22 protein-coding genes and 1 tRNA gene are annotated in these 26,484 nt (G+C 52.3%); 14 read left to right on the forward strand and 9 right to left on the reverse strand.

Going from position 1 to position 26,484, the window contains the following annotated elements:
• Nucleotides 1–58 precede the first annotated feature (58 nt).
• From B7988_RS06230 to B7988_RS06250, 5 genes are read left to right on the forward strand one after another with little or no spacing between them, the layout of a single operon-like run.
• The gene (locus B7988_RS06230; RefSeq protein WP_249268877.1) at nt 59–901 is read left to right on the forward strand and encodes a permease-like cell division protein FtsX; all 843 of its coding nucleotides are present in this window, start codon (nt 59–61) and stop codon (nt 899–901) included.
• Nucleotides 898–2,271: a peptidoglycan DD-metalloendopeptidase family protein gene (locus B7988_RS06235; RefSeq protein ID WP_249268878.1), complete on the forward strand. Its 1,374-nt coding sequence runs from the start codon at nt 898–900 to the stop codon at nt 2,269–2,271. Before B7988_RS06230 ends, B7988_RS06235 begins: the two co-directional genes overlap by 4 nt.
• Entirely contained in the window at nt 2,268–3,392 is a 1,125-nt protein-coding gene (locus B7988_RS06240) for an AAA family ATPase (protein WP_088657243.1), read from the forward strand. Before B7988_RS06235 ends, B7988_RS06240 begins: the two co-directional genes overlap by 4 nt.
• Nucleotides 3,393–5,189, forward strand: coding sequence for a single-stranded-DNA-specific exonuclease RecJ (gene recJ, locus B7988_RS06245; protein WP_249268879.1), 1,797 nt, complete (start codon nt 3,393–3,395; stop codon nt 5,187–5,189).
• A gap of 11 nt (nt 5,190–5,200) precedes the next feature.
• Nucleotides 5,201–5,701: a hypothetical protein gene (locus B7988_RS06250; RefSeq protein WP_088657244.1), complete on the forward strand. Its 501-nt coding sequence runs from the start codon at nt 5,201–5,203 to the stop codon at nt 5,699–5,701.
• Nucleotides 5,702–5,727: 26 nt separating this feature from the next.
• Here the strand turns inward: B7988_RS06250 and B7988_RS06255 are convergent, their stop codons facing one another.
• The gene (locus B7988_RS06255; RefSeq protein ID WP_073323078.1) at nt 5,728–6,156 is read right to left on the reverse strand and encodes a hypothetical protein; all 429 of its coding nucleotides are present in this window, start codon (nt 6,154–6,156) and stop codon (nt 5,728–5,730) included.
• A 26-nt stretch (nt 6,157–6,182) separates the two neighbouring features.
• Nucleotides 6,183–6,265, reverse strand: a tRNA-Leu gene (locus tag B7988_RS06260).
• A 150-nt stretch (nt 6,266–6,415) separates the two neighbouring features.
• On the opposite strand from B7988_RS06260, the gene B7988_RS06265 reads away from it, so the two are divergent.
• Complete coding sequence (locus B7988_RS06265; protein WP_141225581.1) at nt 6,416–6,937, forward strand: hypothetical protein; 522 nt, start codon at nt 6,416–6,418, stop codon at nt 6,935–6,937.
• A 33-nt stretch (nt 6,938–6,970) separates the two neighbouring features.
• Here B7988_RS06265 and B7988_RS14875 read toward each other — a convergent pair whose 3' ends face one another.
• The 4 genes from B7988_RS14875 to uvrB form a co-directional block, all read right to left on the reverse strand.
• Nucleotides 6,971–7,801 carry a hypothetical protein gene (locus B7988_RS14875; RefSeq protein ID WP_141225582.1) on the reverse strand — a complete coding sequence of 277 codons (831 nt, stop codon included), beginning with the start codon at nt 7,799–7,801 and terminating at the stop codon, nt 6,971–6,973.
• Nucleotides 7,802–8,246: 445 nt separating this feature from the next.
• On the reverse strand, nt 8,247–9,881 hold the full coding sequence (gpmI, locus tag B7988_RS06275) for a 2,3-bisphosphoglycerate-independent phosphoglycerate mutase (RefSeq protein ID WP_088657247.1): 1,635 nt from the start codon (nt 9,879–9,881) through the stop codon (nt 8,247–8,249).
• 104 nt (nt 9,882–9,985) lie between these two features.
• Nucleotides 9,986–11,050 carry a hypothetical protein gene (locus B7988_RS06280; protein WP_088657248.1) on the reverse strand — a complete coding sequence of 355 codons (1,065 nt, stop codon included), beginning with the start codon at nt 11,048–11,050 and terminating at the stop codon, nt 9,986–9,988.
• 143 nt (nt 11,051–11,193) lie between these two features.
• Nucleotides 11,194–13,431 (reverse strand): excinuclease ABC subunit UvrB, encoded by a 2,238-nt coding sequence (gene uvrB / locus B7988_RS06285; RefSeq protein ID WP_088657249.1) that lies wholly within the window; start codon nt 13,429–13,431, stop codon nt 11,194–11,196.
• 87 nt (nt 13,432–13,518) lie between these two features.
• Between uvrB and B7988_RS06290 the strand changes: the two genes are divergently transcribed.
• The 8 genes from B7988_RS06290 (at nt 13,519) to B7988_RS06325 (ending at nt 22,930) form a co-directional block, all read left to right on the forward strand.
• Nucleotides 13,519–14,592, forward strand: a complete 1,074-nt coding sequence (locus B7988_RS06290; RefSeq protein WP_088657250.1) for a hypothetical protein — start codon at nt 13,519–13,521, stop codon at nt 14,590–14,592.
• Between the two features lie 136 nt (nt 14,593–14,728).
• The gene (locus B7988_RS06295; RefSeq protein WP_072801095.1) at nt 14,729–14,968 is read left to right on the forward strand and encodes a phosphopantetheine-binding protein; all 240 of its coding nucleotides are present in this window, start codon (nt 14,729–14,731) and stop codon (nt 14,966–14,968) included.
• A 91-nt stretch (nt 14,969–15,059) separates the two neighbouring features.
• A complete protein-coding gene (locus B7988_RS06300; protein ID WP_088657251.1) occupies nt 15,060–17,456 on the forward strand; it encodes a beta-ketoacyl-[acyl-carrier-protein] synthase family protein in 2,397 nt (798 codons plus the stop codon).
• 24 nt (nt 17,457–17,480) lie between these two features.
• Nucleotides 17,481–18,212, forward strand: coding sequence for a glucose 1-dehydrogenase (locus tag B7988_RS06305; protein WP_088626975.1), 732 nt, complete (start codon nt 17,481–17,483; stop codon nt 18,210–18,212).
• The gene (fabZ, locus tag B7988_RS06310; protein ID WP_088657252.1) at nt 18,209–18,655 is read left to right on the forward strand and encodes a 3-hydroxyacyl-ACP dehydratase FabZ; all 447 of its coding nucleotides are present in this window, start codon (nt 18,209–18,211) and stop codon (nt 18,653–18,655) included. The genes B7988_RS06305 and fabZ overlap by 4 nt, the downstream gene beginning before the upstream one ends.
• A gap of 132 nt (nt 18,656–18,787) precedes the next feature.
• Nucleotides 18,788–19,453, forward strand: coding sequence for a lysophospholipid acyltransferase family protein (locus B7988_RS06315; protein ID WP_088657352.1), 666 nt, complete (start codon nt 18,788–18,790; stop codon nt 19,451–19,453).
• Complete coding sequence (locus B7988_RS06320) at nt 19,450–20,295, forward strand: patatin family protein (RefSeq protein ID WP_073323098.1); 846 nt, start codon at nt 19,450–19,452, stop codon at nt 20,293–20,295. The genes B7988_RS06315 and B7988_RS06320 overlap by 4 nt, the downstream gene beginning before the upstream one ends.
• Nucleotides 20,296–20,344: 49 nt before the next feature.
• Nucleotides 20,345–22,930: an FISUMP domain-containing protein gene (locus B7988_RS06325; RefSeq protein ID WP_141225583.1), complete on the forward strand. Its 2,586-nt coding sequence runs from the start codon at nt 20,345–20,347 to the stop codon at nt 22,928–22,930.
• Here the strand turns inward: B7988_RS06325 and B7988_RS06330 are convergent.
• From B7988_RS06330 to cysS, 3 genes are all read right to left on the reverse strand, one after another.
• Nucleotides 22,927–24,123: an acyltransferase gene (locus B7988_RS06330; RefSeq protein ID WP_088657353.1), complete on the reverse strand. Its 1,197-nt coding sequence runs from the start codon at nt 24,121–24,123 to the stop codon at nt 22,927–22,929. The genes B7988_RS06325 and B7988_RS06330 overlap by 4 nt on opposite strands.
• Before the next feature lie 78 nt (nt 24,124–24,201).
• Nucleotides 24,202–24,858, reverse strand: a complete 657-nt coding sequence (locus B7988_RS06335) for an MBL fold metallo-hydrolase (protein ID WP_088657254.1) — start codon at nt 24,856–24,858, stop codon at nt 24,202–24,204.
• A 118-nt stretch (nt 24,859–24,976) separates the two neighbouring features.
• Entirely contained in the window at nt 24,977–26,431 is a 1,455-nt protein-coding gene (gene cysS, locus B7988_RS06340; RefSeq protein ID WP_088657255.1) for a cysteine--tRNA ligase, read from the reverse strand.
• Between the last annotated feature and the right edge of the window lie 53 nt (nt 26,432–26,484).

The raw sequence follows: 26,484 nt of genomic DNA on the forward strand, positions 1-26,484 counted from the left end.
TATAATTCACTCCGTGCTCGGACAACTTGGCTATTTAATATCGGAATCTTTTCGCGGAATGCGGCAGCACCGCACGGTGATTTTACCGTCGTTTGCCACCATATTCCTGTGTTCGCTGCTTTTGGCTGCTTCGTTTACCGCTTTCGGGGCGGTCATGCGCGTTCTTTCGATGGAAAAGAACCTGTATGCCATTGAAGCCTTTTTGCCGGAATCGGTCAGCGAAGATTCCCTGAAGGTGATTCAGAACCGCCTGGAACACACCAAGTTCGTGGATTCCGTGACCTTTGTGAGCGCCGATTCTGCCTTGGCCGATTTTCGCAGGCATTTTTCGGGCGAAATGCTCGACCTGGTCGAAGGGAACCCCATCCCGCCGTTTTTCAGGGTGACTCTTGACGAAGAGAACAAGAACCCCTCCACCCTTGTCGAGGTCAAGAACGCCCTTGCCCGCGAAGAAATCTTCGAAGAAATCCAGGCTCCGGTCGAATGGGTCGAAAAGATTGCTGCCTGGAAGTTTCGTATGATCTTCTGGCCTATTTGCATTAGCGTCTTGCTTCTGTTTACGTTGTCGCTTATTATATGCAACTCCGTCAGACTTTCGCTTTTGTCTCGCAGGCTTCTTGTCGAAAACATGAAGTACGCTGGCGGCAGCCACTTCTTTATCGAGTTCCCGTTTGTGTTGCAGGGAGCCTTCCAGGGGTTGGTCGGCAGTGGCATTGCCGTGATTCTTTTGGCCATCGTGTTGAACTCGGTGGCAGATGCTTTCCCGATTGTAGCTGCAAATTTGGCTGGACTTGGAACGGGGTTGTTCCTGGTGGTTGTCTTAGTCACTGCCCTTTCGGGATATTTTAGTTTCCGCACGGTGCGCGAATTCCTTTCGATTAAGCGCAATGAACAGGAATGATGATGCGTCTTGTCGTCTTGCTGTTTTGCTTGCTGCTTGGGCTTGGTGCTGAAAACGCCTATGCAAAGCCTGCCGCAAAAAACGCGAAGAGCGCGCCTGCTAAAACGGCGAACAAAAAAACGACGAAGGCTTCTGTAAAGGCTTCGTCGAAGAACGCCTCCAAGTCGGCGACCAAGAAGACGGATGCCCAGATTAGCGAACAGAAAAACGCCCTCAAGAAGTTGGAATCGGACCTTGCAAAAAAACGCCAGGAACTGGCCCTCCTCGAAACCGAAGAAAAAGGCGTGCTCAATACGATTTCGATTCTCGACCAGAACTTGAACCAGACCCGCACTTACCTCTCGGAACTTACCAAGAGCGAGGTCATGCTGGAACGGGCGCTTGTGCAACTGACGGCGGATATCGATTCCTTGGACCGTAAAATCGAGACTAGGCGCGAGGCCATGAAAAAGCGTATCCGCACGCTTTACGTTAGCGGCCGCAACAGTGAAGCCCGTGTACTTTATAGCCTGCTTACTCAACAAGGCAACCCTGACCGCCAGGTGTATTGGGTGCACCACATTCTGAACCAGGACCAGCAAGAAGTCGAAACCTTGCAACAGCTGGTGCAAGAACGTGACGAGAAAAAGCAAATGGAAAGCGACCACCTTTCTGACCTTAAGCAGATGCGTTCCAAGAAGGCTGCCGAAGAAAAGGGACTTGTCTCGCAGATGAGCGGACAAGAAAAAATGCTGCAAACCTTGAAGCATGACCAGAACATGCAGCGCCGTGCCCTCAAGGAATTCGAACAGAACCAGAAGACCATGCTTGCGCTTATCAAGAAGCTCGAAGAAAAACGCAAGAAAGAAATCGAGCAGGCGAAGAAGGACGAGGCCGCCCGCAAGGCAAAGGAAAAGGCCGACAAGGGCAAAAAGAAAGACACGAAGGCGCCGGCAAAGAAGGTGCAAAAACCGAAGGTCACGGTGGCCGAATCGGTAAAGGGTCCCAAGTGCACTCCGCTCAAGGGAAACATCATCAGCCAATACGGTTTGCAAGAACACCCGGTGCTTCACATTATGACTCGTAACCTGGGTGTCGAAATCCGCGGAAAACGGGGCGATGCAGTCCGTGCCGCGGCGGCAGGTTCTGTCGTCATGGTGGGCGAAATCGACGGTCGCGGTCCCTCGGTGATTATCGAACACGATGGCGGAACTTACTCCGTTTATGGCCACCTCAAGTCAATTCGCGTGCAAGAGGGCAAAGAAGTGCGAAATTGCGAAGAAATTGGCGAAGTGGGCGATGTTGCATCGCTAAATGGAATTAAATTGTACTTCCAAGTGAGCGAGGGTACACAGACCGTGGACCCCTTGCAGTGGTTAAAGCAGAAATGATCGAATATACGTTAAATGGTCCCGCCTCTCAAGAACGCGCCCGCATCCGCTTGATGTCGGCGCTCCGCGAGAACCGCTTTCCGCAGGCGATTTTGATTGATGGCCCTGCCGGAATCGGCAAGAAAAGGCTCGCGATGGAAATCGCAAAGGCGCTCCAGTGTACCGATCCGAACATGCGCCCCTGCGGACATTGCTTTGGCTGCCGTATGGCCGACGACAGCGGTGCCACCGATGGCTGGGTCGTGCCCATGGAATCGGCCGAGGCCCACGCCCGCAGTTCCGACGACGTGTCTGCCGGCAGCAAGGCGAAGACGGTGGAAGACTTCAAGAAAGCCTACATCGAAGAAATCCAGAAGAACCCCTATCGCGTCGACGTGTTTTCGACTGGCGCCTTTATTTCGGTGGACTTGATGCGCATGATGACATCGAGCTTCGCCATGAAGGGCGACCGCGTGCGCACGGTGATTATTGCCGAAGCGGACCGCATGAACGAATCGGCGGCGAACGCCTTCCTCAAAACGCTTGAAGAAGTCCCGCCGAACACGTATTTTATTTTGACCACGAATTCCCGCGAAAAGATGCTCCAGACGATTCGTTCCCGCTGCCTGGCGCTCCACTTGTTGCCGCTCTCCGACGACGAGGTTCGGTCGGAAGTCTTGCGGGTCGCGGGCGAAGATTTTGATGAAACCTCTTTGACGGACGACGTCATTGGACTTGCGGTGGGTTCGCCGGGCAAGGCGCTGTACTATGCCGAACATGCGAAGGTCTGGTGCAAACTGGCCGCTGATTTTGTGGTGCATTCCCTGCGGGGAAACTACACCGACTTGTTTATGGAATTGAGCGAGTCTTCGCTGAGCGATGCCTACGAAGCGAACCGATTCATGGAAGTGCTTTCGTTCTTGCTGGCCGACTTGTTGCGCGAGCAGGCGGGAGCGCACTTGCGTATGCCCGAAACCACGACCTCTGTCGGCCTCTCGAAATTTCCGCGGGTCGATGCGACGGCACTTGAACTTGCGCTTGTCGCTGTGCAAGAAACGATGTCTAGAATTGAGTCACGCCGTGTGACGGCGACCATGAGCTTGCAGAGCTTGTCGCTTAAACTGTTCGAGGGCTACAAGTAAATGGCTCTAGAAACGACAGACGTTGAACTGAACGAACGCTTGGCTTCGGCAATGTCGAAGAACTTGCGCATTCCCCATGTGGTGGCGCGCTTCTTAGTGTCTCGTGGCGTCTGTTCTGTGTCCGAGGCGCACCGCATGCTGTGTGGTAACGCGGGCGACGTGCTTGACCCGTTCTTGATGAAGGGAATGGAAGAGGCTGTTGCCTGGCTGCTGGACATTCGCGAAAAGCACGAAAAGGTTTTTGTTTTTGGCGACTACGATTTGGACGGCATGTCGGCCGTGACGCTCATGACGCGTGCCCTGGCCGAACTGGGCCTGGAATCGGATTGGAGACTGCCGAACCGCTTTGGCGATGGCTACGGGCTTTCGTCTTCGGCGGTCGAAGAAATGCGCGAGGCGGGCGCCCGCTACGTGATTACGGTAGACACCGGCATTACCGCGAACGCCGAGATTGCACTTGCCAAGAGCTATGGCATGTCGGTGCTGGTTATTGACCACCACCAGCCTTCGGGCGATGGACTCCCGGAATGCGATGTGCTTTTGGACCCGCACCAGGAAGGCGATACTTACCCGAATCCGGAACTTTGCGGCGTGGGCGTTTCGTACAAATTCGTATGCGCCCTGTATTCCAGACTTTCGATGCCCGAACCGACCAAGTTCCTGGACTTGGTGGCGCTCGGAACGCTTGCCGACTTGGTGTCTATGACGCCCGAGAACCGCGCCTTTACCAAGACTGGTCTCAGGTCTATTGAACGCAGCCATTGGCCTGGCTTGCAAGAAATGTACAGCAACCTGATGAAGGGCCACGGCAGCGTGGGCGGCATCGATGTCATGTACAAGTTTGCGCCTCTCCTGAATGCGCCTGGCCGTATGGAACGTCCGGATCCGGCACTCAAACTTTTGCTCAGCCCGAATATGGCGACCGCGAATGCCCTGATGGCGGAACTTCGCGAATGGAACAGCAAACGCAAACAGAAAGAAGCCGAAATTACTGAGATGGCGCAGGCCCAGATGGCGGCCATGTATGGCGGCAAGCTCCCGACGGTGATTGTAGTTGCCGGCAACGACTGGCATGTGGGCGTCATCGGAATTGTGGCCGCCAAGCTCGCGCAAGAATACCACCGCCCGACAGCAGTGCTTTCGATTCAAGACGGCATGGCGCATGCGAGTGCGCGCGCGGTGCCGGGCTTCAACTGGCATAAGGCCTTGTTCGAATCGCGTGAATTGTTTGATCGCTGGGGAGGACATGCCAATGCGGCTGGCTTCTCGCTTCCGGCCGACAAAATCGACGAACTCCGCAAACGCCTGGAAGTTTCTGCGGCAAACCAGAATTATACCGGCACCGAGGAATGCGAAGGCGAGACGGCTCCTTGTTCGTATGATATTTGCATCTCGCTCAATGAATTGATTGTCGAGGCTTCGCAGTACATGACGCCGAGCGATTACGGCTCCGGCAATGGGGCGAACAATGGCCAACTGATTTCGATCCTTGATTTTATCGACCTGCTTGAACCCTTCAGCGGGAATTTCCCGTACCCGACTTTCCGTGCCGACAACGTGAAAATCCATAGACTTCGTGAACTCAAGGGCGGACACTTGCAGATGGATATTTCGCAGGCGGGTAGCCGCGTGTATCCAGCCATCGGCTTTGGGCTTCGCAAGTTCAAGAGCTTGCTCAGCAAGCCCGTGTCGGTGATTTTCGAGCCCACTTGGAATTACTTTAACGACCGCAAGTCTTTGCAACTTTGCGTCAAGGCAATCGAGCCTTACATTGAACCCGACACCGTAAACGACTAGGATAACTTTAAATGCGCAACTTGCCGATTTATTTCATGGTTCTGGTTTTTGCGGGAATGCTGTTCGCGCTCTCGAAGGTGCATATCTACACGCCGGTGGTTCTTCCGGCAGAACCGGAGCCCGCTCCTGTGGAACAGGAAGGCTTTACGGGGCGCGTAATCATGCCTTCGCTAGACGATATCTATGTGCTGGAGAATACGGCTGGCCGAGATCTCGTGCAGTTTGCAAGGTTCCTGAAGGGCCGCGCCGCAGGCCTCCATTATGCCTCGGCCGCCTACTTTAAGGCAAACCAGAAGAACTTGAAAAAGGATTCGCCCCATGCGATTATGGGGATCAAGTTGACCCTTGATTCCTTGGGTGCTTCTTCGCCTGAAATCCTTTTTACCAATGTACACGACAACAACTTTAAAGGCCTGGTGCTTTCGCAAATCCAGACCTATTGGCGTTATCCGCGTAGTGAAAGCGGACGCTTTGTCGTTTGGTTCCCAATCGCTTGGGAAACCGAATATTGATTTAGAATTCCGAGCGCAGACTCAATTTATTTGCTCTTAAGTATTGCGAGCAGTTCGGCGGTGCGCTTCTCGATCAAGATGAAGGCTTCGAACATGCGAGCTTCGCGCCACTTCACCAAGTACTTGGCCTTCCATTCTTCGGCCACCTCTTCGGGGTCTTCGTGGTGCGATTCGTTTCTGTACCATTCTTCTTTCTTGATTTCGCGAATCATGTCGCCCATTTCGGCGGCAGGCTGCAAGGACCCCTTGCAGAGCAAGAGGGCGCGCAGGTTGTCAAGCAAAATTTCGTCGGACGGATTGTCGGAATCGTCGCGGGCGCAATCCCAAATTTCGCCGCGGTGGCGTTCCGTCCAGCCCATCAGGTGCTTTTCGGTTCTCTGGAGTTCACCCTTGGCGAGCTTTTCTTCGACGGCTTCGCGCGGGTAATAGATGCTGTTCGGGTAGAATTCGATCATAAGGAGCTCCCTGATTTAGCCTTTAATGCCCGGGGCGGGACTTGAACCCGCACGAGGTTGCCCTCAAGGGATTTTAAGTCCCCAGTGTCTACCATTCCACCACCCGGGCTCGGGCGTGCCACAAATATATAAAAAGTCGGCAGTCGATAGTAGGCAGTGGCTAGGATTTAGCTAAAAAAACGTCATTGCGAGGAGTCTGTAAGGCGACGAAGCAATCCAAATATGAATGTATTTTGTTGTTGTTTTCTACATTAATGGTATGAGATTTTTTGTAATTCTGGTTGCTATTTGTATTGTCCCTCTTTTTGCCTATGATGGCGACATGGACACTTATCATGAATTCAAGGAAGACCTTTCGCTTGCCCGTGACGGTTATATCGCATGCTTGAACATGGCCATGGAATCTGCCAACGAAAGCACCGAAGGTACGTTGGAAGGTTGGTTCAACTTGCGCGACAAGGGTGGCGCCCGCTCCTGGATGCAGCTGGATTTCGAAGCGCCTACGTTCAAGTTCCTCAAGATGGAAGAAGTTCCTTACGGCTTCAAGCTCAAGGGCTCACACGGCGCCTACAAAATCGATGTAGAAATCCGCGTCGTTACCCGCGACACCGACATCTTCTACGATGTCAAGTACAACAAGGCGAGCAACGCCGCCGGCAAGGAAATTTTCGGAGAGGTCTTCCGCAACGACCGCGTCGTCTTTTACGACGAAAGCACCCCCTGCAAGCGTAAGGCCGTCACCTGCATTAACGAGTACGCCCGCGGAACGATGGGCAAATAAAAAAAAGGAACCCGCAAGGGTTCCTTTGGAAATCTAGTCCGGTTTAGCGGAATTCTGTTTGGAAACTAAGTCCATCAACTCATCGGTTGTATACTCGTTCCCGTCATCACATTTTAGTTTGAATTCGTTGATCCAATGGTCGTACATCGCTCCGTAGGCTTTCACTGTGTCGAGCTTGGTTTTGTAAGCATCTTTACAGTTGAGGATTGTATTATCAGCCAACTTGTATTTATGGGGATATTCCGTGCTTGCTTCGGCTTCTTCTGCCTGCTTGGTGTAGTATTCTTTTGCGGGAGGACACGGATTGTTGGCATCACTTCCGGCGCACTGTTCGATGGTATCTCCGACTAAATCGAAAGATTTTGTTGTGGCTGCCGCCATCTTTTTGAAATAAACCATTCCGTTATCGCATTTGAATATGGAATCTTCTCGGGCGGGGATGGCGCACGTTTGGGGAGGAACTCCATAGAGAGCCTCGTTATCAGCGAGTTCAGACACGACGGTCTTTAAGCTTGGTCGGTAAGATTGACAAGGTGATGGAACATAGAATGTCGAGTCCTTGCAATGAACTGATGGGTGCAACCCTAACGTGTACGGGTAATCGGGGTTGAAATAAGAAGAACTGCTGGGTATTTCGCTGCTAGACGAAGCCGGTTCCTGAATGTCTGGGTTAGCCGGTTGTTCCTCGAAACTGCTAGAAGGAGTCTCTGTCTGCGATTCTGAACTACTTGAAACTTCGTTAGAAGCGTTCGTTTCCGGATCGGGAACAGGGGCTACGGAGCTGCTAGAGTCGTTGTCGCATGCCGCCCAAAAAAGGGATGCTATGCACAGGGCTAGTTTGCGTTTGCATTTTCGAATAGACATGATTGTTCTCCTTGTTTGTTTACTATGAATATATATATAAAAAGAAAGCCAGACTATTTAACTATGAAGCTATTATGGACAAATTGTAAAAAAAAGGACCCTCGCGGGTTCCTTTTTAATTCGGAATTTTGATTTCGGATTTCAGAATTTGAATAATCGCGGCGTAGCCGCCAAATTAAACAATTCTGAACTCCGAATTCCGAAATCGTAATTATGTTAATCGTTTATTTAACGATTAACATAGATTCGTCCCAAGCTTCTCGTGAGACTCCGCACCTATGGTGCGGGAGGAGGGCTTTATGCCCTCCGTTCGTCGAACGAAATCGTTGTTTTTAGAGATGCGCCAGCCTATGGCTGCCGCAGCTCTTAACAAGGATTTGGAGGCGTGGCAAAAATGGACCCCTTATGGGGCCCATTTTTAATTTTGTTTTATGTTAATCATCAATTATTTGATGATTAACATACTATCGTCCCACGCCTCGTGCTTTTCGAGACCGAGGAGGTTCGCGGTCGTTGCAGCGATGTTGGAGAGACCCCAGTCGCCTTCCTTGAGACCGAGCTTGCCACCCGTTACGTTATCGTAAAGGATGCACGGAACCTTGTTGAGGGTGTGGCTGGTCTTTGCCTTGAAGGTCCCGTCCTTGTTCACCTTCGGCATGCCGGTCTTCTTGTCGATTTCGTACATTTCGTCGGCGTTACCGTGGTCGGCCGTGATGATGGCGACACCGCCGAGGGCGTCAATCACCGGGAGCAGGCGTGCAAGGCCGATGTCCACGGCTTCGATAGCCATCGTTGCAGCGCGGAAGCTGCCGGTATGGCCCACCATGTCGCCGTTGGGGAAGTTGCAGCGGAGCGTCTGGTACTTGCCGCTCTTCAAGGCTTCGATCATGGCGTCGGTGATTTCGGCAGCCTTCATCCACGGGCGCTGTTCGAACGGAACAACGTCAGATTCGATTTCCAGGTAGGTTTCGCCGTCGAACTTGCTGGAACGGTTACCGTTCCAGAAGTAGGTCACGTGGCCGTATTTCTGCGTTTCGGAGCAGGCAAACTGCTTCACGCCGGTTTCGGAAAGCCATTCGCCGCTGGTTTCCTTGATGGCCGGAGGCGGAACGAGGAAGCGGTTCGGGAGCTTGAGGTCGCCGTCGTACTGGAGCATGCCGGCGTAGCACACATGCGGGAAGCGCACGCGGTCAAATTCGCTGAAGGATTCTTCTTCGAAGGCGCGGGTGATTTCGATGGCGCGGTCGCCACGGAAGTTGAAGAACACCACGGAGTCGCCATCGTTGATGGTACCGACCGGCTGGCCGTCCTTAGCAATCACGAACGGCGGGAGGTCCTGGTCAATAGCCTTGGTTTCGCCACGGAGAGTTTCGATAGCCTGCGTAGCGTTGTCGAAGTAGCGGCCTTCGCCGAGCACGTGAGTCTTCCAGCCGAGTTCCACCATCTTCCAGTTAGCGTTGTAACGGTCCATGGTGATTTGCATACGGCCACCGCCGCTAGCAATGCAAACGTCGAATTCCGGAGAGCGGAGTTCGTCGAGGAACTTTTCGAACGGGCCAACGTAATCGAGAGCGGAAGTTTCCGGCACGTCACGACCGTCGAGGAGGATGTGCACGCGGACCTTCTTGAGGCCTTCCTTCTTGGCCTGGGCAACCATGGCCTTCAGGTGAGAAATGTTGGAGTGAACGTTACCGTCGCTGAAGAGACCGATGAAGTGGAGGACGGTGTTCTTTTCGCGGGCGTTGCCGGCGATTTCCTTCCAAGCGTCGCGGCCGAAGATGTCGCCGGAGACGATGGCGTCCTGCACGAGGGCTGCACCCTGATTGTACACCTGGCCGGCACCGATAGCGTTGTGGCCCACTTCGGAGTTACCCATGTCTTCGTTGGTCGGCATACCCACAGCGCGGCCATGAGCCTTCAGGAGCACGTTCGGGTACATCTTGAAGAGGTTGTCGAGAGTCGGGGTGCGGGCTGCCTTGATGGCGTTGCCTTCGACTTTATCGGTGATACCAAAACCATCCATCACGATGGTTACGACCGGTCCCTTGATGCCGGGGAAGTTGGAAAGTTTCTTGAGCATATTTACTCCGTGTTTGAATTTACGGGCGTAAATTTAGAAAATCTACCGAGTAAATAAAAAAGCCCTCCCACGGGGGGAGGGCTTAAACTTGGTTTTAGACCAGATTACTGGACTCTGTAGACCTTTACCTTGAAGGTGTAGTCGCCGTTGTTGCCTTCGGTCGGTTCGGTAATAGCGAACGCGAAGAAGCCTGCGCCCGTTTCAGCATTGTAGGCTGCGGTCTTTGCGACGTAGATCTGGTTGGCGCTCTGGATCATGCCGGTCAGCTGAGTGCCTTCGATAGCCTTGAACTTGAAGTCGCTCACGTAGGCGGTTGCCGGAGAGCGGTCTGCGTTCATGTCTTCGGGCCACATATCCACTTCGTAGTCGTCGGTGTACGGCGGAAGGTCACCGTTGGTAATCGGGGTGACAAAGACGCCTGCGCCCGTGGTCGCAGCAAGTTCAGGTTCGTTTCTGGTGCCAGCCTTAGAGAAGGTGATATCAGCAGGAGAGCCGGCCGGAACTGCAGTGCAGGTGGAGAGGCTCAGACCCGGATTCACGTTCGTAGAAAGTTCCACCTGGCAAGAGGTCATGGGAATTTCGACCTTCACGGGCTGCTGGGAAGTCGTGTCTTCGGTGCGGCAGTATTCGGCTGCATCGCGTTCGAACGGAATGAGTTCGGTTCTCTGGTAATCCTTTTCACCGTCGTTAGCTGTCACGGTAACAATCAGGCTGTACGTGCCGCATTCGGTGAATGCCGGATCAGTCAGGTTGACGGACACGTAGGCGGAAGTCAAGGTATTCAGGTCGATGGCGTTCTGCGTCGGGAAAAGAATCTGGTTGGAGTTGACCGTCACGCCAACATTGACCATGTTGCTTGCGTCAGTGCCCTTGCCGACCTTATAGTCGATGCCGGTGAAGACGGTGTTGTAAACGTTGTCCTGGGCGTCAGGGTCGCCGACAAAATCCAGACCGAACTGGCCTTTGAATCTGATTTCGTCACCGGCGACTCGAGAAGAAAATTCCGTAACGGTGATGTTGGGGTCTTTCTTGTCCGGAACGACAATTTTATCGCCCTGCTGGTCCGGTCCGGCTTCGGTAGAAGACTTGCTATCGCTTCCGCAAGCAATGAGACCGAATGCGCCAATGGCGAAAACGGAACTCAGGATAAGTTTCTTTGCAAAAATCATGATTTTTCCTCATTAATTGTTTTTCTGCCCTTGAAAATAAACAAAAATGGGCTAAAATGCAATCAAAAAAGTGTAAATTTAAGCTAAAATGAAGCGAAAAACACGCTTTTTTGCGCAAAAAAGCGGATTTTCGTGATAAAAATCTATTCCATACCGCGGATAATGTCGCGAAGCCGCGCCGCTTCCTCGAAATCGAGGCGTGCGGCGGCCTCTTTCATTTGACGTTCCAGGTCTTCTAGCGAACTTGTCCCGGACTTGTCATGCCGCACTTGATGACAATAGCCACTTGCAGCTTTGCTGCTTAGTGGATATGATCCTCGGAACGGGGACGGCATCTCCGTTCCCTTACCGGAGTTTTTCTTCCGTTTGGTCTTACTGGAGGGCTGTAGCGGTTCCATGGGGCGGATGCCGTTGCCATTGTCTTCCCAGTCCTCGTCGACGGAATCGTCGCCGATATCGCCGAGCGGGTCGTTGATTCTCAGGTCGTCTTCCAGCTTGCGGGTCACGGACTTCGGGGTGATTCCATGTTCCTTGTTGAATTCTTCCTGAACGCTGCGACGGCGGGCGGTTTCGGTGATGGCCTTGTCGAGGCTGTCGGTCATGTTGTCCGCGAACAAAAGCACCGTGCCGTTCACGTTACGGCTCGCGCGGCCCATCGTCTGGATTAAGCTGCGGTAGTTGCGCAGAAATCCTTCCTTGTCGGCGTCGAGGATCGCGACCATGCTCACTTCGGGCAGGTCCAGACCTTCGCGCAGCAGGTTGATACCCACGAGTACGTCGAATTCACCGGTGCGGAGTCCGCGAATGAGTTCGTGGCGTTCCAGCGTCTTGATATCGCTGTGCAGGTAGCGCGCGCGGATACCCGCTTCCACGAAAAAGTCGGTGAGGTCCTGCGCCATCTTCTTGGTGAGGGTCGTGACGAGCACGCGGTCGCCGTTCTTGACGACTTCCTCGATGCGGTACAGGAGCACGTCCATCTGGCCCTTGATGGGGAACATCTCGATTTTCGGGTCCAGAAGCCCGGTGGGCCTGTTAATTTGTTCGGTAACCACGCCGCCCGTCTTGGTAAGTTCGTAATCGCCGGGGGTGGCACTCACGAAGAGCACCTGCTTCGGGTACATGTACTCGAATTCGGCAAAGTTCATCGGGCGGTTGTCCAAGGCACAGGGGAGGCGGAACCCGTACTGTACCAGCGTTGTCTTGCGGCTCTTATCGCCCTCGGCCATGCCGCCCACCTGCGGAATACTCACGTGGGATTCGTCAATCATCAAAAGCCAGTCATCGCCGAAGTAGTCGATGAGCGTAAACGGGCGCGTACCCGGGGCGCGGTTTTCGATAATGCGGGAGTAGTTTTCGATGCCGCTGCACATGCCGGTTTCGCGTATCATTTCCATGTCGTAGCGTGTGCGGCTGCTGAGGCGGGCCGATTCCAGCACCTTGCCTTCCTTGTCGAGTTCCGCGAGGCGCTCGGTCAATTCCATCTGCATGCGCTGCAAGATGCCTGCGCGGCCTTCTTCCTTTGTCACAAAGTGCTTCGCCGGTGCAATCGTCATCTCGTCTAGTTCTTGCGTCACTTCGCCGGTGACCATGTTGAAACGCACAAGTCGGTCGACTTCGTCGCCGAAAAGTTCGATACGCAGGCCTTCTTCGTCGTAACTCGGGTGAATTTCAATCACGTCGCCATGCACGCGGAAAGAGCCGCGTTCTAGGCTGAAATCGTTTCTCGTGTATTGAATGCGCACCAAATCGTGCAGAATCTTGTCGCGGTCGTACACGTCGCCTCGTCTGATGCGCACCATCAAGTCAAAATATTCGCTCGGGCTGCCCAAACCGTAGATGCAGCTGACGGAAGCGACGATAATCACGTCGCGGCGGGTCAAAAGGTTCGCGGTGGCGCGCAGGCGGAGCTTGTCGATTTCGTCGTTGATGCTGGCGTCTTTTTCAATAAAGGTATCCGTGTGCGGAATATAGGCTTCGGGCTGGAAGTAGTCGTAATAGCTCACGAAATATTCTACCGCGTTGTGCGGGAAGAAAGCCTTGAATTCCTGATAAAGCTGGGCCGCAAGCGTCTTGTTGTGGGTCAAAATCAGCGTTGGCTTGCCCACGTTCTTGATGACGTTCGCCATCGTGAATGTCTTGCCGGAACCCGTGACGCCAAGCAATGTCTGGAACTGTTCGCCGTGCTTGAATCCTTCCGTTAATTCTTCGATGGCCTTCGGCTGGTCGCCCGCTGCCCCGTAAGGGCTCACCAGTTCAAAGTTTGCGCGCGTCGGCGACTGGAACTGCTTGAGGTGACCCGGCAAACTCTTTTCGGGCGGTAGCGGTTTCGCTATCGGTTTCGCATACGGGTCGGGTGTAATTGTCTTGCGTGCGCGAGCCATGTGATATAAGAATAATTGATGAATAATGAACAGTGAAAAATTAACAATAAATAAAAGGTTTCATTTTAATTTTATATTTGGTTTGTAATGGAATTGTTGAAAAAAATAGGATTGCTCTTGTCTGTTTTCGTGACGCTTGTCGCCGCGGCAATGGAAGATGCGTCCGAAGACGATTTTCAACGCTATTCCGTGGTCCCGATTTTGGGCTATACCGAAGAGACGGAATTCCAGATTGGCGTGATGGCGCTGCTGTTTTTGCGCCCCGACGAACCGAAGGGCAATGTCCCCGAAATCGGCCTTACAGCGTATGGTTCGACGCGCGGTCAGTTGCAGTTGCAACTGGAACCGTACTACTACCTGTTCCACGATCAAATCAGTATTTGGGGGTTGCTCAAGTACCAAGATTGGGTGGCGGGTTACTATGGTCGCGGTAACGATCCGGATATCGATATTTTCACTAATTTTAACCGCAAAAAATTCCAGTACGGCACGCGAATCGAATCGAGAATCGGACTTCCGAAGGCGTTCAAGTACGGGGTCGAAGTCCATGCGGAATACACCGAAATCGATTTTGAAGTCGGTAAAATCAAGGATCTGCCCGACACCCATTCCGGCTGGCGTAATGGCGCGGGCTATTTGTTGGGGATTGACACCCGCGACAACATCAACTGGACGCGTCACGGCTTTTTGGCCCAGTGGCAGCAGATGTTCTATAGCGACCGCCTGGGCGACTACACGTTTGACGTGGAATCGCTTGATTTGCGCGGGTATTCCAGCGTATCAAAAACAACGACGATGGCGTTTGGCATGTTGTGGCAGCGCGCAGACGGCGATGTGCCTTTCGACATGCTGGCCGGCCCCGATGGCATTTGCCGATTCCGCGGTGTAGAAAGCCTGTATTTTGGTGACAACCAGGCGGTAATCATGCAGGCCGAAGTTCGTCAGTTTATTTGGTGGCGCCTGGGGAGTCATGTGTTTTTCGAAGGCGGAAAATCGGGTCGCTATTTCAGTGAGCTAGTCCGTAATGATTGGCACCGTTCCGTTGGCGCAGGTGCACTCCTCGGCTTGAATTTAAAGCAGAACTTGTTTGCGCGAGCCGATTTTTCTTGGGTCGATTTTGACCATTTAGGCCTGTCCTTCTACGTCCGTCAAGCATTTTAGCGCGAAAAAGCCAGAAAACGCCTAAATGTGTGCATTTCGTCCCTAATTTAGGGCTATATGTCGCTTTTGTAATAATTTTGACAACCCATTTGTTATTTTTTTCTATCTTTGTCTCAAAAAAGTTACGAGGTATAATATGAACGAAATGAAAGAAAAACTCAAGGCCTTCTTTATGTCTGATCTCGGCGTCGATGGCGACGTGCTCCAGTTCGATACTCCGCTTTTTGGCGAAGAAATTGGCCTTGATTCTGTGGATTCCCTTGAAATTATTTCCTTTGTGGACTCCAACTTTGGTGTTTCCATGACGGGCGTTGCCAAGGAAAACTTCCAGAGCATCGATACAATCGCCGCTTACATCGAAGCTCACAAGGCCTAAAGAATTTAGCCGGGGATCCGTTCTCGGCTTTTTTTTGTTTATCTTGCATCCTGGAGCTTGGCAATAGGATGCATCTATCTTTGGAATAATTATGACCCCTAATGACAAGCGTTGTGTAGTTACAGGTTTAGGCGTCATTTGTGCCGTCGGTAACAATGTCGAAGAAACTTGGAAGAGTGCCCTGGAATCGGTTTCCGGCATTCATAAGACCACTTCTGTTGATACAGTGAACTGCTATGCGGACTTGGCTGCCGAAGTCAAGTGCGATACCCTCGATGAAATTGACGCTCCCGAAGAAAAGGACCGCGTCTCGAAACTTTGCATCAAGGCTGCAAACGAAGCTTTGGCCGATGCAGGCCTCAAGAACTTTAACGACGACCAACGTGTGAGCGTGGTTATCGGAAGTTGCGTGGGTGGCGTTCTTTCGATTGAACAGTATCATCAACATGGTCGCAATGCTTCTGAAATCGCCAAGATGCCGATTGCATCTATTGCGTCTCAGGTGGCTGAAACTTGTGGTGCTGGGGGCATTGTCACGAATGTGGCGAATGCTTGTGCCGCGGGCACGATTTCGATTGCGGTGGCTTGCGACTTGATTCGCGCCGGCAAGGCCGATGTCGTAATCGCAGGCGGTGCTGATTCTTTTGCCTCGGTGCCTTATTCCGGATTCCTTTCTTTGCATGCCCTTGACGAAAACGGATGCTCTCCGTTTAATCGTTGCAATGGAATTACGCTTGGCGAAGGCGCCGGTATCGTCATTGTCGAATCTTACGAACATGCCCAAAAGCGTGCCGCCAAGCAGTACTGCGAAGTGCTCGGCTCTGGCGTTACAAGCGATGCGAACCATATTACCGCCCCGCGTGAAGACGGCCTTTGCCTTAAGGAAGCCATCAACCGCTCCGTCAAGAATTCCGGCATTGCAAAGACCGACATCGGCTATATCAATGCCCACGGTACGGGTACGGGCAAGAACGATAACGCCGAAATGACGGCCTTCAAGGCCTACTTTGGCGAAGAAAACCCGACGGTGAGTGTTAGTTCTACCAAGGTGCTTACAGGCCACTGCCTGGGTGCTGCCGGTGCGATCGAAGCCGTGTTCAGCATCAAGGCCCTGACCACCGATACAGTGCTTCCCACCTTCCCGTATAGCGAAGAACAGTCAGCCGCCCTCAAGGAAAAAGTGGGTGACATGGACTTTGTGCAGAACAAGGCCCGCCATAAGGACTTGAAGTGCGTGCTGAGCAATAACGTTGCCTTCGGCGGTACGAATGCCGCAATCGTCTTCTCGAAGGAAGCGGGTAACGTGTCTGCCCAGTCCGCTAAGGACTGTAAGATTGCTGTGACGGGTGTGGGAATTGTGTCGCCTCTCGGCAACAGCAAGACCGCTTACGTTGAAGCCGTAAAGGCTGGCAAGAAGCCCGAGTCCGCCTCGGTGCGTTCTACGATTGCCTTGGATGACTACAAGGAACTCGGCATCAAGATGGCCTTCTACCGCAAGCTCGACAATTTGGGCCAGCTCCAGACTGTTTCGGGCATGCGTGCGCTGCAAGATGCGAACTTCAAAGTGTCTGACGAAAATGCTATGGATATCGGCATTATCGTGGGTACCAGCGAAGGCGGTCTCGGCGCGACTTACGATTTTGAAGAACTGATTGCAGAACTCGGCAATGCCGGCGGTTCCGCCTTCAAGTTCCCGCACACCGTTTACAATGCGGCTGGCGGTTATCTCTCTATTTGTTCGGGCATCAAGGGTTACGGGGTAACCATTACCACCGGTCCGCTTTCGGGCCTCGATAGCATCGGCTACTCTATGAACGTGATTCACGACGGTCAGGAACAGGCCATGATGGCTACCGGTACCGACGAAAACCTGCCGATTATTACGGAATTTGTCCAGAAACTTGGCGTGGCCGCAAACGACGTGGTCGCTCCTTACGCAAATGCCGAAGGCTTTGTGGTGGGTGACGGTTCCGTGTCGATTCTGCTCGAAGAGGAAGAATATGCCAAGGCCCGCGGTGCCAAGGTTTACTGCTACGCTCTCGGATTCGGCCATGGCCGCAAGAATGTGAAGTTCGGTAAGCTCTCGGGTTCTGACGAAGCTTTGGACAAGGCCATTGCCGATGCCTTGGCCGATGCCGGCATTACGGCAGCCGACGTGGATGCGGTCTGCGGTTTTGCCAACGGCTGCAAGAAAATTGACGACATCGAAAAGGGCGCTCTCAAGCGCGTGTTTGGCGAAAAGCTTGCCGCGATGCCGCTCTTCGAAGTCAAGGAACGCACTGGCGAAGGCCGTGCGGGGTCTGCAGCCCTTGCCGCAGCTGAAGCCGCTCTCCTTTTGAGCGGTGAACTTGCAAACGACAACGCCTACTTTGTGGCGGCAGACGGTTCTGTCTCGGCAAAGACGGCTGAATCGGCAAATCTCAAGAAAATTTTGGTTATCTCTTATGCGACGGGCGGTTCTTACAGCGCCGTCGTGTTCGGAAAATAGTGTTTAGGTAGAAGGAGCTTGAATATGAAAGTAGCTTTGGTAACAGGTGCTTCTAAGGGAATTGGCAAGGCTTGTGCCTTGCGCCTTGCTCGCGATGGCTATACTGTCGTGGTGAACTACTCCAGTTCCGACGAGGCTGCCCAGCAGACTTTGGACCAGATTAAGGCCGAAGGTGGCGACGGCATGATTTACAAGGCGAATGTCGCCGACCTTTCTCAGGTGAAAGTCATGATTCGCGAAGTCTTCAAGGCTTACGGTCGCATTGACGTGCTCGTGAACAACGCAGGCATCGTGCGCGACGAATACTTGATGATGATGAATCCCGAAACCTTGGACAAGTGCTTCGACCTGAACGTGAAGGGTTATTTCTACTGCGCACAGCAGGTGGCCGTGAAAATGTACAAGCAGAAGTCCGGCGTGATCATTAACATGAGCTCCGTTTCTTCGAAGTTCGCTCTTGCAGGTCAGGCTGTTTACAGCGCCACGAAGGGTGCCGTGAATTCCTTGACCCAGACGCTTGCCAAGGAACTGGGCGGTTTCGGTATTCGCGTGAATGCCGTGGCTCCGGGCTTTATCGCTACCGAAATGATCGAAGCGATTCCCGAAGAAACCCGTAAGGGCTATCTCGAAAAGATTCCTCTGAAGCGCTTTGGCTCTGCCGATGAAGTCGCAAATATTGTATCTGCGCTCGCTTCTGATCAGTTCGCCTACGTGACCGGCCAGGTGTTTGTGCTTGACGGAGGTCTTTCTCTATGATGAACATTTACGAAATCAGCGAAAAGATTGCTCAGCGCCCGCCGTTCCAGATGATCGAGAAGGTCACGGAACTTACGCCGAACGAATCTGCCGTGGGCATCAAGAACGTGAGCGTGAATGAGCCTTACTTTACGGGACATTTTCCTGGAACTCCGATTATGCCGGGCGTGCTCATTGTGGAAAGCTGCGCTCAGCTCTGCTCGCTCGTGATCGAAAAGCCTGCCGAAGATTTGGAAAAGAATCTTTATGTGCTTTTGAAGATTGACGGATTCAAGTTCGTGAAACCGGTGATTCCGGGCGACCAGCTTGAAATTTCCGTGAAGAAGACAAAAGAAGGTGGCGTGTTGGTCGGTTTTGACTGCATCGTGAAAGTGAACGGCAACGTTCATGCCAAGGGCGCTCTGACCTTCACCAGCATCCCGAAGGAAAGTTTAGGAAAGTAATGGCTAGTGTGTAATGTGTGATGACTAATGATAATTTCACATCTCACATTCCACATTTCACATCTCCTCTGCCTCTGAATTTTATATATCGTGAACGATAAAAAGAAAAAAAATTTTTTGTTCGAAATTTTCATGCAACTCGTCATGGTGATTGTCATCTACACCGTGCGAGTCTATTTGCTTGTTTGGTACCGCCCGAAGGTGACTTTTGTCGGTAACACGGTAAAGTCTCCGCGCCTGAAGACACCGTCGGTGATTATTGCGAACCATACGAGTATGTGGGACCCCCTCATGATGCTCGCTATCTTTTTCCATCACAAAAGCATCGTGGTGGCTAAAGACCAGATTGAAGACCCGCATTTTAGTTGGGCGCTGACCCGCGTGAAGTGCGTGATTCCTTGCGACCGCTTTAACATGGACACTGAATGGGCCTTGCTTGCCAAACGTGAACTGGAAAAGGGAAATAACGTCATTATTTTCCCCGAAGGCAAGTGCCGCTATGACGGCTTGTTGAACGAATTCAAGACGGGTTTTGCGTTCCTTGCCCGCAGTACCGGTGCTCCAGTGCTTGCTGTGGGAATCGACGGTATTTATAAACGTGGTCACCGCACACAGATTGTCGTGAGCGAGCCCGAAAAGATTGAACGCGTGAAGGGAATCCCTTCTTCGAAGCACTTGGCTGAACGCAGCGAATACTTCCGACAGAAAGTCTGGGGGCTCAAGCAGCAGGCGCTGGGTAAGTCTGAAGTGGCTCCGCTCCCGGTCGCATCTGAAACTCCTGAAGAGGTTCAGGCATGAAGACTGGACTTGTGTTAGAAGGCGGTTCTCGTCAGACCATGTTCAGCGCAGGCGTGATTGACACCTGGCTTGACGAAGGGATTGATTTTAACTACGTGGCAGGAGTGTCTGCCGGAGCCCATGCTGCGGTGAACTTCATTACGCGTCAGCAAGGGCGCCTGCGTTTCATTGTGCTCCCGACGCGTTTGCAAAAAGGCAAAAAATGGGCCAGCAAGTTCATCGGAATCCAGAAAGAATTCCATGCTTTGAACTACCTGGCTGCCGATGGCGAGATGCCGCTTGACTTTGAAGCTTACCGCAGTTCAAAGATTGAATGCGAAATCGGACTTACTTGTTGCGAAACGGGCCGCGCCGAATTCAAGAGCGAAAAGAACGACAAGAAACGCTTGCTGGACTTGATCAGTGCCAGCTGCGCCCTGCCTATGATTTTCCCGATGGCAGAACTCGACGGCAAGCATTATGCCGATGGATGCATTACCGCCGCAATACCGTTCGAGCGTGCGTTTGAAAAGGGCTGCGACAAGGTGGTAGCCATTTCGACCCATTATCCAGGCGAAGCGGTGACGGACTTCCGCAAGTACCGTGCGATTCTGAACCCCATGTACAAGCGCAAGTACCCGGACCTGTTCCGTGCGCTCATGGTTCGCCTGAAGCGCTACGAAAAAATGTTCGTACGCATGGAAAAACTGGAAAAAGAGGGGAAACTCTTTTTGATTCGTCCTGTTATTGATTTGTGCGACCAGTTCGATACCAATATGGAAAAGATGAATGAGTCCTATGAACACGGCGTAGAGATGGCAAAACGCCGCATGGACGATCTCAAGGCGTTTTTAGAAATTTAAATTTACATAGTAGAATTTACGGGGTAGATATTCTTCATAGGAGGAGACTGTGAACTCTGCTGTCAAGTTTATTTTTTGTTGTGCACTGTCTAGCTTTTGTTTGACAGCGTGCGGTGGTGATTCCAGTGGCTCTACGAAGGCTGTTGATGACGAAACGGAATCTAGCGAATCTGGCTCTCTGGCTAGGGACCGCTCTTCCAGTTCGTGGGCGATGTCGAGTGCGACGACGGTCGTCGATGCTGACGCCAAGGATGTCCGTAACACGGAACACAGTCATGATTCCGAAGTTGACTCTGCGACGGGAACCACTTTTGCGACGCACAGCGTTGGTATTTACACTTGGACCGAGCAGAACATCAATGTGAAATCTTCTGTGGCGAGAAACACCTGTTACGCCTACGATGATTCCAATTGCAACCCGTACGGAAGACTGTACCTCTCGAACAATGCCGAAAAGGTTTGCCCCACGGGTTACACCTTGCCGACTGTTTCAGACTGGAAAAACTTGCTGCAGGCGGAACTGACGAAGACGGACTACGCGGGCATTTGTACCAAACGCGATACCTTGGAATGTACAGGTATCGGTGATTCCGTGCGTTACCTTGCCAGCGATGGCTATGCCGTGTTGATGGACCGTTCCGGCTTATTTGAACGTCAGATGGCTCGCGACAATGAATTCTATTCGCTACGCTGCATTCGCTACAGGAGCATTGTAGAACGCATGGCGGACTTGCCCGACTGCGAAGAGGACGGTGACAACAACTATGCCAACATTTATGTGGTTGATCGTGATTCGAATTATTACTGTAGCAGTGGCAAGTGGTATTCTTCTAGCATCAAGAGAGCCTGCAGGGAACAGGAGACGGGGGACAAGTACTTAATCAAGGGCTACGTGTACATTTGCAAGAATGGTAGCTGGCAATTCACGACCATTGACGATGTGGATATCAGGTGTAACGATGACAACCGCTACGAGGAATACGTGGTAAACGATGTACGCTACGCCTGTGGCGACAACGGCATGGTTAAACTGACGTATCCGGCGACAGAGCTTGGCTTTTGTAGCCCGAAGGTCGCAGGCAAACTTGCCGAAATAGATTCGGCAAACGCTTACGTTTGCGAAGACTTTTTGTGGAGAAAGGCGGAGCTGGAAGACTATTACGGAAAGTGCGATTCGGCTAAGACAAACCAAATTATATCTTACAAGAACTTAGGTTACATCTGTTACAATAAATCGTGGAGAAGAACGACCGCGATTGAAGACGAATTCGGCGCTTGTACACCGAAGTTGCAGGATTCGCTACGTGAGACCAAGGACCATTATTATTATGAATGCTATTATGAAAATTGGCATAAGGCGGATAACAGCCTGGTCCTTGGAAATTGTACTAGTGAAAAGGAAGGCTTGAAAATCCTCATTGGAACGAACGAGTATGAGTGTGTCAACAATACGTGGAAACAACATGACAAAATGAGTAGGGAAATCGGTTTCTGCACCACGCAAAATGTGGGCGCAAAAGGGGTGTACCTCGATACGATTTACTATTGCGAAGCTGACCGCGGCTATGGTTGGCAAAAGGCGACGGAATTGGAAAAAACACTGGGATACTGCCGCAGAGATACCACGGTTGTTGTAGAAAATTCCGGAAAATTCTATAAATGTTCTGGCTCTTGGAAAGAGGCGGCACAGAGTGATGTCCTTGGGTCTTGTAATTCCGCTAAAGGCGAAAAAAAGATTTTTAATGGCAGGGAGTTCGTTTGCGATACGACGGCCCTGAAGAGTAATGGAGCCTGGTATGCCATGACGGCTCTTGATTCTGCCTTGGGAGGATACTGCAAAACATCCCTTTTAAACACGGGAGTAATCTACGATAAGACCGTTTATATGTGCCGAAAGAATTCCAGCAATGAAAAAAGCTGGCAAGTCGGCAACATGCTCGATTATATGGGAAAGTGCGACAAATACGTAACGTATAAGCGTGCGTTCAATGGCGTGGATTCAAGCTGGTGTATGTGTGCTTCTGCCGACAATTGTTACTGGGATGCGATTCTTTTGGATAGCCTGATTGATGAACGAGTCAATGATTATTATAGCCGATACGCAATTGTCACCTTGGGTAACCAAAAATGGTTAAATCGAGAGCTGCATTATGCGTCGGAGCAAGCAGTCAATTGCAATGGATTTCGGATAAAAAGCTATAGCGGTGGAGTTCAAAATACTGAATTTTATTATAACTGGAATGAAGTCTTTGAAAACCTGACGACGATTTGCCCCGCAGGTTCGCATGTGGCTACTAAAGCGGAATGGCAAGCTCTGTTTGACTTTGCTGAGAATTTGACTCCAGGCTATGGCGTCCGTGCCTTGCTTGAACGCTCTAACGATCCTCCCCATAGTGGCTATAATTTATACGGAGTGAGACTTAATCGTTCCGGTTATGTAGATGTTGACACTCTTACTGATATTTCGTATGGCCATGGTACACATAAATTGCTTCAGAATTCGTATTTCTGGCTTCCTGAAAGTACTTCTGATAGCACGGCAAGCTATGTGTTAATAGATTCCCTGTTTAAGGTGCAGTACAAAACCGATGGCTTGAAAAAGGATGCCTACCAAGTCCGTTGCGTAGTGGATTAGTTGCGGATGTCCAAGCTTTCCCGTACGCTTGCAGGCTGCTTGCCGAGCAACTTGTAGAGTTTGCAACGGAAAAGCGGAATGGCGGCGATGACTCCTGCCGTTACGATGGCGATGGATAAGTAGGCGATTCCGGGCTGGTTGATTTCGGCGCGGAATAAAAGCCGCATCACAAGCAGAATGTACCAGTGAACCGCGAGAATCACGAGTGCGTTGCGTGAAATGTTACGCAGGATTCCCTTGATGATGCGGATGGGGGCGATATCCGGGAGTTTGTCGGCGAGAATGAAGGCGGCTACAAGGCCCGCGATGCCGAAGAAGGAACTGGCGATGAATATCGGGAGTGATTTTCCGAGGGTGTTGTTCATGATGCTGAAATCAGGATTTGGAATTTCGAATGCGGCATAGAGAATGAATGTTGTGATGGAAGTGGCGACCACAAGACTCCAAGGAAAGCCTTTTTTCCCTTTCCCGCATAGAGTGTTGCGAATAGGTTCCTTGCTCAGCCAGCCGCAAGCAAAGAAGAATAGTACTGTCAGATCGCGTTCGATTCCTAACGGCAGGCGAACGTGATTCTTGTACAGGAGCCAACCACCTGCGAGGCTTATGATTGCGAAGACTGCGATAAACAATTTGCTTACGCTCTCTGTCTTCTCGGCCTTCTTATTGTCATACCGCACTTGATGCGGCATCTCCGTTCTCGTTTGCGAAAAAAAGTGAATTGCAACCCATTGCACACTATAAAACATGAGGCTCACTGAATACAGCGTAAACACGAACCACAGCGGCCCCGACCCGATGGAAGATTTCCCTACTACGAAAATTTTTGCGAGGTTCCAGTAGATATAATCCCATACGCCTGCAATTTCGGGCTTGATGTTCATGACCGTCATGCGGGGTGCTTTCGGGAATAAATCAAAATTGTACAGCACCGGATCTAGGGCCAAGAACAGCAGCGAAAGCAGAATGTAGGGAATGAGCAAGACGCGGGTTTTGTGAACAAGGTAACTTTTGAAATCGGGGAAGCGTCGCGTGCTGAATAGCATTCCCGAAATGAAGAAGAAGGCCGACATACGGAGCGCGTTCAGGTGCAACATCCCCATTTGCGCCTGCGGAAAGGCCTGCTCCACGTGATAAAGGCACACAAGCAACAACACGAATCCCTTGAACTCGTCAATCCACCCAATTCTTGCCATCGCCTTGCTGCTCATTCTGCTGCTCTTGTTCGATTGTCACTCTGGAGACACGACGTGTCGATAGAGCCCATCGAGGAATCAGTACCACCTTCTCTCGTCTGCAATGGTCGTCATGGGCCCGTGTCCGGGGAACACGACGGTTTCTTTGGGGAGCGTGAGGAGTTTGCTTTTGATTCCGCTTACAAGTGCATCGTCATCCCCGCCGAAGAGGTCGCTGCGCCCGCGGCTGCCTGCAAACATGATATCGCCGGGGAATAGCAGCGGCGGCACGTTTTTCTGGCCGTTCACTTCGCCCGGGTTTTCGCAGTAAAACGCGATGCCGCCGGGAGAGTGCCCGGCCACGTGAATCACCTGCAAGCGAATGCCGGGCACCTCGACGGCATCGCCCTCGGCAAGGTAGTTGCCGAGTCCGGGCGATGGTTCGCGCAGCGGGAGTCCGAACATCTTGCTCTGTTCTTCTTGCAAGTCCAGCATGAAAGCGTCTTCTTCGTGGGCTTCGGGCTGCACGCCGTACTTGCGGGCTACAAACGCGTTGCCCAGCACATGGTCCAGGTGCAGGTGCGTGTTCAGCAGGTGTCGCACGGTCAGGTTATTTGTGGCAATATAGTTCGCCAACGCCGCTTCTTCGCGCTCGTTGCTGACGCTCGGGTCGATGAGAATCGCATCGCCGGCCTCGTTGCTTAAAACGAAACCGTTCACGCCGAAGGGGTTGAATGTAAAAGCCTTTAGTATCATTTCTCTTTAATATAAAAAAGAAGGCCCGACACTTTTCGCTCGGGACCTTCGCCTTTGAACATGAACTATACAATGTGTGATGTGGAATGTCTCATCTCACACTACACACTACACATTTCTAACCTTTCAATTCCCAGGTCGTGCCTTCCTTGCTGTCCTTGATGACCACGTTCATGGCGGCAAGTTCGTCGCGGATGCGGTCACTTTCGGCCCAGTTCTTGGCGGCGCGCGCTTCCTTACGGGCGGCAAGCAGTGCTTCAATCTTTGCGACATCCACGCCGTCGTTCGCGCCCTTCTTGGCGTATTCTTCACGAGGCTGGTCGAGCTTCAAACCGAAAATCTGGTCGAAGTCGGCCACGAGCGCAGCCTTCTCGCCGTCATCGATATCGCTCTTGAGCATCGTGTTCATGATACCGAGGGCGCGCGGCATGTTCAGGTCGTCGCCGATAGCGTCCTTGAATTCCTGCTGGAAAGCCTTGGCGGCATCGCTTTCAATCGCGGTAGCCTTGCCAATCAGCGGGTCCGTCTTCTTGTGCAAGCTCTTGAGGCCTTCCTTCGCGCCTTCCAGGGCTTCCCACGTGAAGTTCAGGTAGTTGCGGTAGTGGCTGCCAATCGCGAAGAAGCGGTAATCCAGCGGGTTGAAGCCGCGGTCCATCAACAGGGAAACTGTCAGGAACTCGCCGCTGGACTTGCTCATCTTGCCGAACTTAGTCTCGGTGGTGCCGTCTTCCAACTTTTCTTCGCTAGCGGTGCGGAGGAATTCGCCGTGCATCCAGAAACGTGCAAACGGCACGCCGTTGGCGCATTCGCTCTGGGCGATTTCGTTGGTGTGGTGCACGCGGATGTGGTCCGTACCACCGCAGTGGATGTCGAGCGTCGGGCCGTTGTACTTCATGGCCATGGCGGAGCATTCGATGTGCCAGCCGGGGAATCCCACACCCCACGGGCTGTCCCATTCCATGGCGCGCTTTTTGTCCTTCGGGCTGAACTTCCACAGCGCGAAGTCGGTGGCGTTATGCTTTTCGCCCATGTCGATGCGGCTACCCTTGCGCAGGTTTTCCACGTCAAGGCGCGCGAAGTCGGCATAGCGCGGGAACTTGAGGCTGTCGAAGTAGATGCCGTCGCTCGTGCGGTAGGTGTAGCCCTTTTCTTCCAAGGTTTTCACCAGTTCAATCTGTTCCTGGATGTGCTGTGTCGCCGGCGTCCAGCGGGTCGGTTCCTGGATGTTTAAGCGGTGCCAGTCGGCCATGAACGCGTCGGTGTAGAACTTCGCGATATCCCACACGGACTTGCCTTCGCGGGCGGCGCCCTTTTCCATCTTGTCGTCGCCGGAGTCGGCGTCGCTGGTCAAATGGCCCACGTCGGTGATGTTCACGATGTGATTCACCTTGTAGCCGTAGTACTTGAGCGTGCGGACCAAAAAGTCTTCAAAAATGTAGGTGCGGAGGTTGCCGATGTGGGCGAAATGGTACACCGTCGGGCCACAACAGTACATGCGCACGGCGGGAACGCCTTCAGGAAGTGTGAAAATCTCTTTCTTACGCGATGCAGTGTTGTAGAATTGAAGTGCCATTTTAAGCCTCCGGTTAGTGAATGCGGCGCAACTTGCGTCAACGCGGCCAAAGA

The organism is Fibrobacter sp. UWB1 (assembly GCF_002210325.1).
GTDB lineage: Bacteria > Fibrobacterota > Fibrobacteria > Fibrobacterales > Fibrobacteraceae > Fibrobacter.